Raw genomic sequence first — 13060 nt, forward strand, 5'->3', positions numbered from 1 at the left:
TGCAGGGTCTTTTGTATTTATTTTTTACTGAATTTTTGAATAATTTTTGGTACGGTCCTCTTCCCCATTACTTTTTGTGATAAGCCCGCAATTTTATTGATCACCTGAAGTCCGTCTTCATCCCCTGCCCAATGCTCGCGAATGATTTCAGGTGAAAGATGGTTTACGATGGTTTGCAGCACAAATGATGCGACAATAATGTCATCTATATAACCGCCCGGCCCAATGAGCCCTTCTGGAATAACATCAAAAGGCAAAATAAAATAAGTAATAGCACCGAGTGTCAGAGCTTTGTCCTTTTTTGCGACCCGTGGATCTTTTACTACTTGCATAAGCAGATAAAACATATCAGGGGCAAACAGCAGGTACTTTGCGTATTTATGATTTTTTCCTGTTTTTTGCTCCAGCCACCCGTTTATTTTCTCTCTGAGTGAAAAGTAAAAATTTTCATGCTCTTTTGATTGTATTTCATTTGTCATGTCTTATCCTCCTTAACTAAAATCAGCTGTTTTTTATTCACTTATCCTATTCCCCCAAAATGAAGGATCTAATCAAATCTGCTTTTGCTGACCGGGGTTAGATAATCCGTGTAAATATTTTTGTCAATCTCGTGAATTTGATCCTTCTATTCGGACGTTTCTGATAAACTAGTAGAAGCAATTGATTGTATGCAGGAGGAATAATTATGTTAAACACCCCCATTGGAAAGTTGCGGTTTATGGGCTATTTTGAAGGATTTTCTTTGTTGATCTTAGTCGGACTGGCAATGCCGCTAAAATATTGGTTTGGCTTTCCGGAAGCGGTGACGCTTGTTGGATCCATTCATGGTTTTTTGTTCGTAATTTACTGCCTTGTGATTGCTTATGTAACGTATAAAACAAGATGGAAATGGTACTGGCCGATTCTTTCGTTTATTGTTGCTTTTATTCCATTTGGTAATCTTGCATTAGATCCCAAGTTAAAAAGATACGAGTTGTCTCATCAGACCACATAAAAAATTCATCGTCGCCTGACGATGAATTTTTAAATTTGATAATAACATCAGAAAGTCCAGCTTACCACCAGAATGGTCTTTTCTTTTCTTCGTCTTCGTTTACCTCTTTATGATCTTCTTTTTTCTCTTCTCTATCTTTATGAAATTTCCAAAAAGAGTCGAATGGATGCACTCTTTCTTCTTTAACTTCTTCTTTAACTTCTTCAGCTTTCTTTTTTGGTTGATTGGACATGCTCTTCACCCCTTTTGAGGTATTGTATTCAATTTGGGATAAAGGTGCTTGGGCATAAGCCTTGCTTGTACTTTAATCAATACGACGCACAGTAAAACAACAAGAAAAAAGCCACCCGGTTGCCCGGATGGCTTTTTTATATAAACAATTACAGTTTTACAACGTTAGCTGCTTGTGGTCCACGGTTACCTTCAACCACTTCAAACTCAACCTGTTGGCCTTCGTCAAGTGATTTAAAGCCTTCTCCTGTGATTGCAGAGAAGTGTACGAATACGTCGTTTTCTCCTTCAACTTCGATGAAGCCGAAACCTTTTTCTGCGTTAAACCATTTTACTGTACCAGTTTTCATAATGCAAAACCTCCAAATATTAATTGACAATATGCGAACTTACCCATAAGAAAATTCACATATTACGAAAAGTACCGTGCGTTCCGATCACTTTTTGTAATATGTGAATCTGTAACTTGCAGGTATTTTTGCTATTGACTTGTTACTCTTATTATACAGCCTTCATTTAAAATGTCAAATGAATTGGGTGGAATATTTCCATATTATCTGAATACTATTTGTCAGTAAGCAATGAGTATTTAGCTGCCAAATGTGGTGGAGCCATCTTGACCATTAATTGAAAGATAAATGCAGCCACAGCCGTATCGTCGAGAACGCCAAAGAGAATGAGATAATCAGGGATAAAATCCATCGGAAAAATGGAATAGACCATAATAATGAAAATAGGAAGTATTTTTTTAGATATAGTTACTTCTCTTGATGTAAAGTATTCCTTAGCAAATGGAAGTGACTTTCTAAAAGTAAATATAAAACGCAATCTCGACCAGAATTTTATCATTTAATTCACTCCTCTTTTTTATATACGATACAATCCAATAATCGTTTCATATTTAAATAAGAAAAAAATAGCAATAAAAGATTGAGTCATGTATGATAATATCAATCATGCACATACATATGGAGGGATTTTTTTGTCGGAGTTAGCAAAATCAAAATGGTTTCGAATAGGCTTCGGTCTCATTACTATTCTTGTAATCATTTATTTAATTGATGTAGTCAGTTTTATATTTACACCGATTACGATTATTGTAACAACACTCTTTGCTCCTATCGCAATAGCGGGAGTGCTTTATTATTTTCTGAGGCCAATTGTGGCGCTGGTTTCAAAATACTTACCGCGAACGGTTTCAATCTTGATCATTTATTTAGTGGGAATCGGCATCATTACCGGGCTTGTTTTTATAGTCGGTCCTCCATTATCAGAACAGTTTAATACACTGGTTGATAATATCCCGACTATTTTTGAAGAACTTACTTCTATGTTTGTGAATCTCCAGCAAACCGAGTGGTTCAAAAGCGTTCAGGAAAGCCAGGGCTTTTCATTCCAGGACATCGCAAACGGTGCTGCGGACTATTTACAGGGAGCTGTTGATTCAATCGGATCAAACCTGGTATCCCTGCTTGGCATCCTGACGAGCATCGCTGTTGTCATTGTAACGATTCCTTTCGTTTTATTTTATATGCTGAAAGATGGTCAGAAACTGCCGGATCAGTTTTTACGTTTTACTCCAGAAGAGTTCCGTCCTGAAGGCAGAAAAGTTCTTGAAGATATGGACAGTGCCCTGAGTTCGTATATACAGGGACAAATTATCGTCAGTATGTTTATTGGTGTTTTATTGTACATCGCCTATTTAATTTTAGGCTTGGAATACTCCATCGTATTAGCGATAGTGGCTATGCTTACTAATGTGATTCCCTTTATCGGTCCATTTATTGGCACGATTCCAGCAGTAATTGTCGGCTTCCTCGATTCTCCATTAAAAGCACTTCTTGTAGTTGTTGCGATTATTGTGGTGCAGCAAATTGAAAGTAATTTAATATCGCCACAGGTGATGGGAAGAAAATTAGCCATTCACCCATTGACGATCATTTTCATTCTTTTAGTTGCTGGAAGCTTTGGCGGATTACTGGGATTGATTATGGCAGTACCAACTTATGCCGTAGGAAAAACCATTATCGTAAATGCCTACCGATTTATAACGATACGCAAAAGATATAATGAAAATAAGATGAACAAAAATCATATGGTCTAACTAGCGAAGAGCTGAAACGGATTAATCCGCTTCAGCTCTTCTTTTACTTATTGGAATTAGTTGTTCAAAAAACTGTTTATCGTTTAAAGCCATGCTGTTTTTCACGTATGGCTCATCATGATGAAAAATTAAAAAACCATGATATAATTGAAGATCATCGTCACAAGAATCGCAAAACAGCAGTTCTTTCTCATCCCAGAACGCTATTTGAGATCCTCTTTTCTCTCTTACATTCGGGTATTTTTCAAGCATTTCGCTTATCTTTTTTTGATAAAAAGAAAATGCTTCCTCTTTTTTAGAAAATGTCCATTGTTGTAAAATATCTTCTTCCCAGCCTTCTAAGAACCACCATGGTTCTGCGTCACTTTTAGTTTGTATGATATTCCACATGGCTTTTCACCTCTTTAACTATGCTGTCTACATCTTATAAGAGATTAGTATGAAAATAAAAGAATTTGCTTAATACCATCTTTACATCCTTTTCATTTTACGGGTTTCCTATCGCAGACTGTGCCATTCTAAATAAATTAACAGCGTTAATAGTCGCTATTAATAAGTGGCTCCATTTAATTTTCAATGACTCTCTGAAGAAAGTAAAAAGAAGCAAGAGAAATTGTCTCATGCTTCTTTACCCAAAAATTATTCGGTTGTGCGTTCAGTCATCGGTTCAATCAGTCGAACGATCAGAGGATATTTGGCAGATTGTGAATCGAGCCGATACAATATTCTCTTTCCAGCCCTTTTTTCCGCGATCAATTCAGCATCTTTCAGCTTTTTTATATGCTGACTGACAAGCGGCTGACTGATCATGAATAAATCAACAAATTGAGATACAGTCCATTCTTCCTCCGATAACTTCTTTGCCATCAATAGTCTTGTTTTGTCTCCAAATAGCCGATAAATTTCTGCTAATGCTTCTGGAGAATGGTTATTTTCAGTCACAATACATGCCTCATTTCCCATAAAACTAATCTTTAGTTATATTTAAATGGTTATTCGTACCTATTATAAACCTATATAGTTCGAAAAAGCTATAATAATTGGCAAATTTTCCGTTTTATCTAGTCATTTAAGTCTACGTAAGAAATTTTAGTGTGCCTCACTTGCTATCATTTCAGCAATCAGAGACAATATATGAAAGAAGTTATGAATGGAGAAAAGTAATTTTTTGAAACTAAACGGTTTGTCCGCTCGTATATAAACTATAAGCCAACATAAGGAGTAGATGATATGAGAGAGTTTTTATATTTCTTGGCTAGAGCTGGAATCGCCCTTCCCATGTTTCTGTTGACCTGGATAACTGCATTTTATATTTTTGACATACAGCTTTTTTATGCTGTTTTGATTGGTATCGCCGGAGGTGTTATTCCATTTTATCTAATTAAATGGTTTCAGCACCGGTCCATTTTACGTTCTTACAAGTTAAGCTCACAGGAATATCAGTATATTCAGCAAAACTTAAAAGACGCTCAAAAGAAAATTTCCCGTTTACAGGGAAGAATGTTTCAAATACGTTCATTATCTGCTATGAGACAATTTAATGATTTAACTAAACTGTCCCGTAAAATTTTCGCAGTTGTTAAAAAGGATCCAAAGCGCTTTTATTTGGCGGAAAGGTTTTTCTTCTACCATCTTGATTCAGCTGTTGAACTGACAGACAAATACACGACACTTGCTACGCAGCCTATAAAAAATAAAGAAGTTTTGACATCTCTTGAAGACACCAGAAAAACATTGCTGGACCTGAATTCATCAATGGAAGAAGAGTTAATGAATGTGTTGACCAACGATATAGATTCTTTGAGGGTAGAGCTTGATCTCGCTCAGATAAGCCTTCAGCGCGGTCAGCAATCCAGAGAGGGGATTGAATAATGGAGCAAAATCGACAATCAGTAAAAGTGGAAGAAAGAAGTCGGGGAATAGATGACCTTTTGTCTAATCCCTTTGGAGAAAATGAACTTACTCAGCTTTCCCCTGACAAAGAAGCGAATACGAATAAAAGGCTCATGGACATTATACCGGAGCGTGATCAAGAGCAGGCTAGACAGATAGCTCAGCAAATCGATCCGACAGATCACCAGTCGATCCTGCAATATGGAACTGCTGCTCAATCGAAGCTTTCTAACTTTTCTCATTCTATGCTCGACCATGTTCAACGAAAAGATGTTGGACCTATAGGTGATATCTTAAAAGAGTTAATGGATCGATTAGAGCAAATTGATCCTGATGAACTCTCTGATCAAAAAAGAGGCATGATTTCAAAACTGTTCAATCGTGTGAGCCGTTCTGTTAATGAAGTCTTGTCGAAATATCAAAAACTCGGCGCTCAAGTCGATCGTATCTCTGTAAAACTCGATCATTCCAAAAAGTCCCTGATGGACGATATCCAGATGCTTGAGCAGCTGTATCAGCAGAACAAAGACTATTTTCATGCTCTTAATATTTATATCGCTGCCGCTGAAATGAAACGTGAAGAACTGGAGCAAAAAACAATCCCGGAACTTAGAAAAAAAGCTGAAGCAAGCGATGATCAAATGGCGTATCAGGAAGTAAACGATATGATGCAATTTATGGATCGCCTTGAAAAGAGACTCCATGATCTTCAATTAAGCCGACAAATCACGATTCAAAGTGCACCTCAGATCAGAATGATTCAAAATATCAATCAGGCTTTGGCTGAAAAAATCCAAGCTTCCATCTTAACAGCCATTCCTTTATGGAAAAACCAAATTGCCATTGCCCTCACCCTTTTCCGTCAGCAGCGGGCAGTTGAAGCTCAAAAGCAAGTTACTAAAACAACAAATGATTTGCTATTAAAGAATTCAGAAATGCTAAAAACCAACAGTATTGAAACAGCAAAAGAAAATGAACGCGGTATAGTAGATATCGAAACGCTAAAAACAACTCAGGCTAATCTCGTCTCTACTCTTGAGGAAACATTACGCATCCAGCAGGAAGGCCGTGAAAAACGACGACAGGCAGAAACAGAAATTCAGGCAATGGAATCTGATTTAAAACAGCAGCTGTTGCAGATGCGCAGCCCTAAGAATTAACAAAAGCACCTCACCATTTTGGCGGGGTGCTTTTGCTTTGGGGAAATTGGCAAACTAAAATTTTGCACTATCATGATGGTTAATAAGGAACTAGTATCCCGTGCATCCCTGCTCTCACTTGCGCCTCCTATATACTCTTGTACAAGAGTTTTTTTAACAGAGGAAATAAAATATCAGGCAATTCATCTATATTGGGTATAAACAAACTGTACTTTCCATACATATTTTGAATGACTTCTTTTTGTGACTCTTGTATTTCCTCGTTTGACAAAAACACATTAATTACTTCAATGCCATGTTTCCTTGCATGGAGCACGGCTTCATGCGTATCCATTATTCCGTTTTGCTCGTAATTCATTGCCGCAGGCTCGCCATCAGAAAATACGAGTAAAAAGCGATTTTGTTCATTTCGCTTCATTAATCTTTCTGTCATATGCCTTATGGCAAATCCATCCCGGTTATCTTCTTCAGGCATTAACTGCATGATGGAGGCGCTAGCGTTTGTATAGATCGATTGGTCATATGAAATAACCGTTTTAAGATGGTTCGGTTGACTAAACTCACTTACTTTGTCTGTATCTTCCCAGAACCCAACTATTTCATGGGGTACTCGAACCGACTTAAGCACTTCATGAAACAGGACAAGGCCTTTTTTTGTTTCTTCCATTTTATCCTGCATTGAAGCAGAGCAATCCAGCAGCAATGTAAAAGTGGCATCAATTTTTGGACTCTCTTCATCCTTTTTATAAAAGACTTTTGGCTGGTCTTCTGTAAAAAAAGGAATAAGCTGTTTACTTAAACGACCAAAAGCCAGGCTGCCTCTCGGCTGGTTTCTTTTGTGATCCAATGTCTTTTCAATAATTTTTTGAAGTTTTTTATGAAGGTGAAAAATGTTTTTTTTCAAACGATCATAATGCTGCTGCTCATTTGACTTAATAGGCGAAGCATGTTCAAAAACAGCAAATGCAAACCGATTTTCTTTACCGTATACGTCTCCCTGACCTTTTTCTTCTGATTTGGATTCTTCCACATCGCCTTCAAAATCGTCCCTTGCTGCTTTTTTGCTTGATCCCTGTACCATCCCAAGAGCCTGGTCTCCATCATCGCCTTCTCTTGCTTCATTTCCTTTAATATTCGTTTTCGTTCCCTGATCTAAATCAAACTGAAGAAAAGACTCACCTTTATCCGAGGATTCACGGTGCCAGGTTTTGAACTCTTCTTCCATCACCTCTTCTTCACCCGTAGCCTCTTCTTCCTGCTGATCGTCATTAGCAAGAGGGTCGCGCCGTTTTAAGTCTTCAAACGTGAGCTCCTCCCATTCCTTCATAATCTTCTCAGGCAGATGAAAATATTCGTTCAGCATATCTTTTGCCAGTATCTCTTCTAAAAGTCCGCAAAGTTCATAACTTATTGCGGCTGATTGTTTTGTTGACTTCGCCTCAAAGGAGCGCTGAATTTGCTGCTGAATGAAGGAGTGTGCAAGCGTGATTTCAGGCTGTATGGATGGCCATTCATCAATTGGGGATTGAGCATGCAAAAGCATATAGATAAAATTCAATAATGCATCCGTGTGGACTCCTTTTACAAGGTGTACATTTAATTGGGATTGAAAATATCGTGTATAGATCTGTCTTCTCATCGCGAAAGCACGTTTGGTGCCGGGTCTGATTTTTTTCACTTCTTCTTCAATTCGAGCATCTTCAATCATCATAAAAATTTGTTTAGCGAAAGAAGAAATCGGACTTTTATTGATCTTTGAAAGGTAGCTGTTTATTTCTCTGACATCTGAATAACGATACGTGCCTACAGCCCTGAGGTATATATCGGATGTTAAACCAAACCATTCTTCTTCCCTTTTCCTGTGATCCCAGAAATGACTTACAATTATTTTTTGATTAGGTACATCCAGATAATTTAATGGTCCATATTCTACTTCCATATCTTGAGATTTTGCTAATGTTTTAGCAAGATCGATTAGTTCCATTAACTGGAATGAATTCACATTTTCATCATTAAACTGAATAAATCGCTGCATATAGATTCCCCTTACTCAAAGATGGTCTCTGCTGCATTTCTAATGGCCGCCTTCTCTCTGTCGTCCTCGACTTTATCAATAATTCCTCTTTGAATAGCACGTAATGGCGGAACGTATAGCGCCAGATCACAAGTATCCAATAGGGCTCTTATAGACGCAGCTTCTTCTGCTACTTGTCCATTTTGAACCTGAGCAAGCAAATCCTCAGACAATTGAACAAACTTAGAGATCAAGGTGTGATCTTTCAAATCACTTTGAGATTGAATTACTTTTAATAAGGTTTCACCTTGAATATATGGTACATCAATAACGATAAACCGGTTCTTCAATGCCTCATTTAACGGAACTGTGCCAATGTAGCCTTCATTAATTGCTGCAATGACACCGAAGCCATCTTCAGCTTTAATGACTTCATTTGTGAAGGGATTTGTAATCGTGCGTCTGTAATCCAACACTCCGTTTAATATAGGCAGTGTCTCCGGCTTTGCCATATTTATTTCATCAATATATAAAAGCTGTCCTTTTTTCATTGCTTGAATAACAGGACCTTCAACAAACGTAATGGTTGATTTGCCATTTACCTGCTCGATTGTTTTATAACCAAGCATGGCTTCAGCATCAAGATCAATCGAACAGTTAATGCTGTACATAGGCTGGCTGAATAGTTCACTTATGGATTCAGCAAGCTTAGTTTTACCCGAGCCGGTTGGACCTTTTAGTAAAACATTTTTGTTAAGAGCCAGGCTGATTACAGCGTCCTCAATAATAGAAGGATCTTCTGATGTATAGCCGCCTAAGCCCACTCTTTGCATATCCTCAGGGGAATACGTCTTTTGGGTTCTTGAAGCAATGAGTTGCTGAAGAGAGTCTGGGAGATGTTTAATTACCATTGATTAATTCATCCTCGCTTTAATAGTATATTTAGATATCCCTCATTTTAACGTGCTCAGCAAAGAGTAAGCAACTTTAACCGTCTTTAGTGCATTCGCAGTCATTTCTCATTATCTAGAGTTTGAGAGTGACAGATAAAGTTCTTTCAAGTAAAATGAGTTTCGTATAGTTTGAGGGGAGAGAAACAGAAGAATGACGGCTTTTAGAAAGAGATGTGCAGCTCTTGCTGAACACTCGACATTTACAACGATCATTATTATCTTAATCATCTTTAATGCGGTTTTAATTGGTTTAGAAACCTATACCTCTATTTACAATCGATATACGGATTGGTTTGTCTTTTTAGACCAGCTATTATTATGGCTTTTTACTATTGAAATTATGATTCGGTTGATCGGCAGTTCCTCCTTAAAATCTTTTTTTAGTGAGCCCTGGAATATTTTCGATTTTGTTATCGTTGCCAGCGGTCATTTGTTTGTAGGAGGTCATTATGTAACCGTTCTGCGTATCCTCCGGGTTCTGAGGGTTTTAAGAGCAATTTCAATCATTCCTTCTTTAAGAAAAATGGTCAACGCTTTGCTCATGACAATTCCTTCTATGGGTACGATCATGCTGCTGCTTGGCATTTTCTTTTACATCTATGGAGTAATTGGAACGACACTGTTTAAATCGATTGCACCTGAATATTTTGGCACACTTCACGATAGTCTGCTGAGCCTTTTTCAGGTCGTGACACTTGAATCATGGGCGAGCGGTGTGATGAGGCCTATATTAGCCGAAGATCCTACTGCCTGGTGGTTTTTTGTTACCTTTATATTAATTGGTACATTTGTTATCTTTAATTTATTCGTTGGGGTCGTTGTGACGAATGTTGAGGAAGCCAATCAGGCTGAGAATCCTTCACCTACGGAAGTTAAAATAAATGAAGTTCAAAAAGAATTAGAAGAAATAAAAAAACTGCTTCAGGATCAAAAGAGAAATCCCTAACAGACTTTAAGCTTTAAAAACCCCTAAATCATTCCTGATTTAGGGGTTTTATCGATTATGATTCTTTTTCAAATATGTATAAACCACGATCCAGCTTACGAACTTGTTTGTCTTTTCGCTGTATTGTTTTCATAAATGTGGTCATATTCGCTACTTTAAAACCTGTCTCACTTAAAATATAATCTTGAATTTCTGTTCCTTTGACCGGCTGCAAGCGTTCTTTTAAGATCTTAAAGGCTGCCTCATGCATTTGTCTGGACTTTCCAATTTTTTTCGTTTTAGGAATTCTTTTGGTAGTAGGATGAGGAAGAAATATTGATTCATTCGATGAAGTATAAGGCTCGATTTCTGATGGTTCTTGCAGATTACTCTCTGTATATTCGCCTTGAGACAAGTCAAGCTCACGCAGTCTTTCCATGATCGACTGTCTTTCCTTTCTAAATTCCTGAAGAATTCGTTCTTCAGAATCTGCCATTTGTTCCAACCTTAACTTAAGCGCAATTCTTTCATTAAACATATGTCACTCCCCTTTACTCTTCATATTGCTCTGTTAGTACAGCAGTGATCTTAACAAAGCACCTTTATTTATAGATTTATTATAATAGTTAAAATTTTAAAAGAAAAGAAGTAAAACTCCAGTTTTACTAAATAAACTGGAGTTTCGTTTCACTAAATTTTTTTAAAGTAATCTTTGTAAAATCCTCCCACTTTGCCGGAGTTATCAATTATAAATATAAATTCATCCGTTTCATTTTGTACATTATACGTTTTACCAACTGTTAACACATTGTTTACTACATATTTTGCCGCCTGATCACTCACACATTCCACTTTCGCCTGGGGGGTTGTCGTGTTCCAATCCTTATGTATCATCTTATTCACTCCTTTATTAGTATTGAGTATATCGCGAGACTTAGACAGTTTCAACAAAACAATCAAGCATTATTGATGCTCGAATAATTCGTTTGATTGAATGCTTCCAAATATTTTTGTTATTGGAAATCGTTTTTCTTTAAGCCATTCTCCAAAAGGGATCGTTACTGGATGGGCATTCTCCCCTAACCCGAACAGCATCGTTAACGTTTCAGGAATATAGACTGCTGTATGAATGGTTCCTGACCAGCTGCTGTAATTTCTTTTAAAAATACCATGATCAGGGTTATTGAAAAATTCAAAGGCTTCATTTGGCAGCATACGATCACTTGACCGGTTCTCAACCATCGTTAATCGCTTTTTCGATTCTTCCAGATGATATCGATTTTCTGTAAGTGACGATTCTGTTTGAAAATGGTTTGTACAGGCAGTCACAGACTCTCTGACAGATGTACCTCTTCCTGAGGCTTCAACAACCGCTGAGTGACCTTCTGCGTCGTACAATGAGTAATTAAAGGCGTGCCTGTGAGGAATATGCTTTAACATTTTCACCGCTTCTTGAACGGATGCACAGGAGTCCAAAAGAAAGCGGGCTATGGTTGCACAGATAAATCCTTTCGCCGGATTTCTTCGATTAACAAGGTGATAGCCGACTACAAGCCCCTTCTCATTCATTCCGTCTATTCTGCCGATCATTCTTCCGCTAGTTCCAATTGATGCGTACCCCTCTTTGGGCTCCCATAAAAGAAGTCTGCCTTCGTATGTTTTAGGATGATAATCATAATTTCGCACATAAAATCCATCCTTCATTAGTGCACTACAGCCTGATTTACCCCAATCCTGCTGATAGCCGCTGTACTCGTGAAAAACTTCATCCATTGGCCATTCCAGGACAGAGGCTACTCCTTCTAATTCTTCCCAAAGACCAGGAGAAAATTCATCGTAAAACTGTTTGGCTTCTACTAGATCGGTGTCGTATTTACGAATGGATATTTTTCTACGGTTGATATGAGAATGATATAATGGAGTTTGAATAAATTTAGTTGCTTCTAAAATACCAAGCTCAAAATAAGATCCTGTCCCTTTTATGACATCAACATGAAATTTCAATGTTTCCACCTCCTCTTAATTTAACTTTCAGAAGCTGTTTGCTTTTGTTTCGCCTTCTTTCGCTGATACAGAATTCCAGCCATGACTAAAACACCAGCACCAATCGGGATAATATATTTTAAACTATCCAGAATATCAGGATAAACCAATGGAAATGCCCTGCCGATTTGAAAATAAATAGTTGTCCAGACAAAAGCAGCCGGGTAGGCAAATAAACAAAATTTCCAAAATCGATGTTTAGATATCCCTACCACATATGGCATCCCCCACCTTACACCAGGAATAAAAAAGCTAAATGCAATGGCCCAGCTCCCGTACTGGTTTAAAAACTCGGTACTTTTATCCCATCTGGATGCGAGCCTTGATTTTTTTATCCTATTTTCAATCTTTGATCCAAATAATCTTCCAATGCCATAAGCCGCACTTGCACTTGATATTAATCCCAGGTAAGTAGAAGTAAATGCAATGACAGGGTTGTAGGATTGTTGAACCGTAATCATTCCGGAAAAAGAAGCTGCCAGTTCGTTTGGCAGAGGGAGTCCGAAAAATAAGAGCCAGCTAAATATAAACATGCTCCAATAACCAAAGCGTTCGGTTAGTTCGTCAAACAGTACAGTATCCATTTGTTTTCCTTTCTGTTCTTAAAAAATTTAGACAGTAGAATAAGATTCATTATATCTAATATTTTTCTTTTCGCATAACATTACGAAGTGAGGGTGCAACAATACAATTTTGTGACACAGCTCTTTTTCGTTGGACCCTTTTCGAACAACCTGCTATAC

17 protein-coding genes are annotated in these 13060 nt (G+C 37.6%); 5 read left to right on the forward strand and 12 right to left on the reverse strand.

Annotated elements, in window-relative coordinates; all coding sequences use genetic code 11:
* Positions 1-17 precede the first annotated feature (17 nt).
* Positions 18-479 (reverse strand): YkvA family protein, encoded by a 462-nt coding sequence (locus KR50_RS09850; protein WP_041057815.1) that lies wholly within the window; start codon positions 477-479, stop codon positions 18-20.
* Between the two features lie 206 nt (positions 480-685).
* Here KR50_RS09850 and KR50_RS09855 point away from each other — a divergent pair, with 206 nt between their 5' ends.
* A complete protein-coding gene (locus KR50_RS09855; RefSeq protein WP_041057817.1) occupies positions 686-994 on the forward strand; it encodes a DUF3817 domain-containing protein in 309 nt (102 codons plus the stop codon).
* A gap of 61 nt (positions 995-1055) precedes the next feature.
* Here KR50_RS09855 and KR50_RS18495 read toward each other — a convergent pair whose 3' ends face one another.
* The 3 genes from KR50_RS18495 to KR50_RS09865 all read right to left on the reverse strand — a co-directional run bounded on the left by KR50_RS18495 (position 1056) and on the right by KR50_RS09865 (position 2074).
* A complete protein-coding gene (locus KR50_RS18495) occupies positions 1056-1226 on the reverse strand; it encodes a hypothetical protein (protein ID WP_156969498.1) in 171 nt (56 codons plus the stop codon).
* 148 nt (positions 1227-1374) lie between these two features.
* Complete coding sequence (locus tag KR50_RS09860) at positions 1375-1575, reverse strand: cold-shock protein (RefSeq protein ID WP_039809180.1); 201 nt, start codon at positions 1573-1575, stop codon at positions 1375-1377.
* A 214-nt stretch (positions 1576-1789) separates the two neighbouring features.
* Complete coding sequence (locus KR50_RS09865; protein WP_041057820.1) at positions 1790-2074, reverse strand: YkvA family protein; 285 nt, start codon at positions 2072-2074, stop codon at positions 1790-1792.
* Between the two features lie 133 nt (positions 2075-2207).
* Here KR50_RS09865 and KR50_RS09870 point away from each other — a divergent pair, with 133 nt between their 5' ends.
* Complete coding sequence (locus tag KR50_RS09870; RefSeq protein ID WP_041057822.1) at positions 2208-3329, forward strand: AI-2E family transporter; 1122 nt, start codon at positions 2208-2210, stop codon at positions 3327-3329.
* Between the two features lie 21 nt (positions 3330-3350).
* Here KR50_RS09870 and KR50_RS09875 read toward each other — a convergent pair whose 3' ends face one another.
* Together KR50_RS09875 and KR50_RS09880 are read right to left on the reverse strand one after the other, a co-directional pair.
* Positions 3351-3719, reverse strand: coding sequence for a DUF1033 family protein (locus KR50_RS09875; protein ID WP_052476945.1), 369 nt, complete (start codon positions 3717-3719; stop codon positions 3351-3353).
* 249 nt (positions 3720-3968) lie between these two features.
* Positions 3969-4271: an ArsR/SmtB family transcription factor gene (locus KR50_RS09880; protein ID WP_041057824.1), complete on the reverse strand. Its 303-nt coding sequence runs from the start codon at positions 4269-4271 to the stop codon at positions 3969-3971.
* Positions 4272-4559: 288 nt separating this feature from the next.
* On the opposite strand from KR50_RS09880, the gene KR50_RS09885 reads away from it, so the two are divergent.
* Positions 4560-5201: a 5-bromo-4-chloroindolyl phosphate hydrolysis family protein gene (locus KR50_RS09885; protein WP_041057826.1), complete on the forward strand. Its 642-nt coding sequence runs from the start codon at positions 4560-4562 to the stop codon at positions 5199-5201.
* A complete protein-coding gene (locus KR50_RS09890) occupies positions 5201-6382 on the forward strand; it encodes a toxic anion resistance protein (RefSeq protein ID WP_041057828.1) in 1182 nt (393 codons plus the stop codon). Before KR50_RS09885 ends, KR50_RS09890 begins: the two co-directional genes overlap by 1 nt.
* Positions 6383-6509: 127 nt before the next feature.
* Here KR50_RS09890 and KR50_RS09895 read toward each other — a convergent pair whose 3' ends face one another.
* On the reverse strand, positions 6510-8417 hold the full coding sequence (locus KR50_RS09895; RefSeq protein WP_041057829.1) for a vWA domain-containing protein: 1908 nt from the start codon (positions 8415-8417) through the stop codon (positions 6510-6512).
* A gap of 11 nt (positions 8418-8428) precedes the next feature.
* Positions 8429-9307, reverse strand: a complete 879-nt coding sequence (locus tag KR50_RS09900) for an ATP-binding protein (RefSeq protein ID WP_041057831.1) — start codon at positions 9305-9307, stop codon at positions 8429-8431.
* A 193-nt stretch (positions 9308-9500) separates the two neighbouring features.
* On the opposite strand from KR50_RS09900, the gene KR50_RS09905 reads away from it, so the two are divergent.
* Positions 9501-10295, forward strand: coding sequence for an ion transporter (locus KR50_RS09905; RefSeq protein ID WP_041057833.1), 795 nt, complete (start codon positions 9501-9503; stop codon positions 10293-10295).
* A 55-nt stretch (positions 10296-10350) separates the two neighbouring features.
* On the opposite strand, the gene KR50_RS09910 is transcribed toward KR50_RS09905, so the two are convergent.
* From KR50_RS09910 to KR50_RS09925, 4 genes are all read right to left on the reverse strand, one after another.
* Positions 10351-10812 carry a Rok-like winged helix domain-containing protein gene (locus KR50_RS09910; RefSeq protein WP_041058233.1) on the reverse strand — a complete coding sequence of 154 codons (462 nt, stop codon included), beginning with the start codon at positions 10810-10812 and terminating at the stop codon, positions 10351-10353.
* 152 nt (positions 10813-10964) lie between these two features.
* Positions 10965-11168: a DUF6501 family protein gene (locus KR50_RS09915; protein ID WP_041057835.1), complete on the reverse strand. Its 204-nt coding sequence runs from the start codon at positions 11166-11168 to the stop codon at positions 10965-10967.
* 69 nt (positions 11169-11237) lie between these two features.
* Positions 11238-12278, reverse strand: coding sequence for a C45 family autoproteolytic acyltransferase/hydolase (locus tag KR50_RS09920; protein WP_041057837.1), 1041 nt, complete (start codon positions 12276-12278; stop codon positions 11238-11240).
* Positions 12279-12298: 20 nt separating this feature from the next.
* Complete coding sequence (locus KR50_RS09925) at positions 12299-12901, reverse strand: DedA family protein (RefSeq protein WP_041057839.1); 603 nt, start codon at positions 12899-12901, stop codon at positions 12299-12301.
* Between the last annotated feature and the right edge of the window lie 159 nt (positions 12902-13060).

The organism is Jeotgalibacillus campisalis (genome assembly GCF_000829515.1).
GTDB classification, from domain to species: domain Bacteria; phylum Bacillota; class Bacilli; order Bacillales; family Jeotgalibacillaceae; genus Jeotgalibacillus; species Jeotgalibacillus campisalis.

Bases quoted from the DNA above. Each gene is read 5' to 3' on its own strand.
- KR50_RS09855 (WP_041057817.1), top strand. From the start codon at position 686: ATGTTAAACACCCCCATTGGAAAGTTGCGGTTTATGGGCTATTTTGAA.
- KR50_RS09925 (WP_041057839.1), bottom strand. From the start codon at position 12,901: ATGGATACTGTACTGTTTGACGAACTAACCGAACGCTTTGGTTATTGG.
- KR50_RS09875 (WP_052476945.1), bottom strand. From the start codon at position 3,719: ATGTGGAATATCATACAAACTAAAAGTGACGCAGAACCATGGTGGTTC.
- KR50_RS09905 (WP_041057833.1), top strand. From the start codon at position 9,501: ATGACGGCTTTTAGAAAGAGATGTGCAGCTCTTGCTGAACACTCGACA.
- KR50_RS09910 (WP_041058233.1), bottom strand. From the start codon at position 10,812: ATGTTTAATGAAAGAATTGCGCTTAAGTTAAGGTTGGAACAAATGGCA.
- KR50_RS09865 (WP_041057820.1), bottom strand. From the start codon at position 2,074: ATGATAAAATTCTGGTCGAGATTGCGTTTTATATTTACTTTTAGAAAG.
- KR50_RS09915 (WP_041057835.1), bottom strand. From the start codon at position 11,168: ATGATACATAAGGATTGGAACACGACAACCCCCCAGGCGAAAGTGGAA.
- KR50_RS09860 (WP_039809180.1), bottom strand. From the start codon at position 1,575: ATGAAAACTGGTACAGTAAAATGGTTTAACGCAGAAAAAGGTTTCGGC.
- KR50_RS09850 (WP_041057815.1), bottom strand. From the start codon at position 479: ATGACAAATGAAATACAATCAAAAGAGCATGAAAATTTTTACTTTTCA.
- KR50_RS09885 (WP_041057826.1), top strand. From the start codon at position 4,560: ATGAGAGAGTTTTTATATTTCTTGGCTAGAGCTGGAATCGCCCTTCCC.
- KR50_RS09890 (WP_041057828.1), top strand. From the start codon at position 5,201: ATGGAGCAAAATCGACAATCAGTAAAAGTGGAAGAAAGAAGTCGGGGA.
- KR50_RS18495 (WP_156969498.1), bottom strand. From the start codon at position 1,226: ATGTCCAATCAACCAAAAAAGAAAGCTGAAGAAGTTAAAGAAGAAGTT.
- KR50_RS09900 (WP_041057831.1), bottom strand. From the start codon at position 9,307: ATGGTAATTAAACATCTCCCAGACTCTCTTCAGCAACTCATTGCTTCA.
- KR50_RS09895 (WP_041057829.1), bottom strand. From the start codon at position 8,417: ATGCAGCGATTTATTCAGTTTAATGATGAAAATGTGAATTCATTCCAG.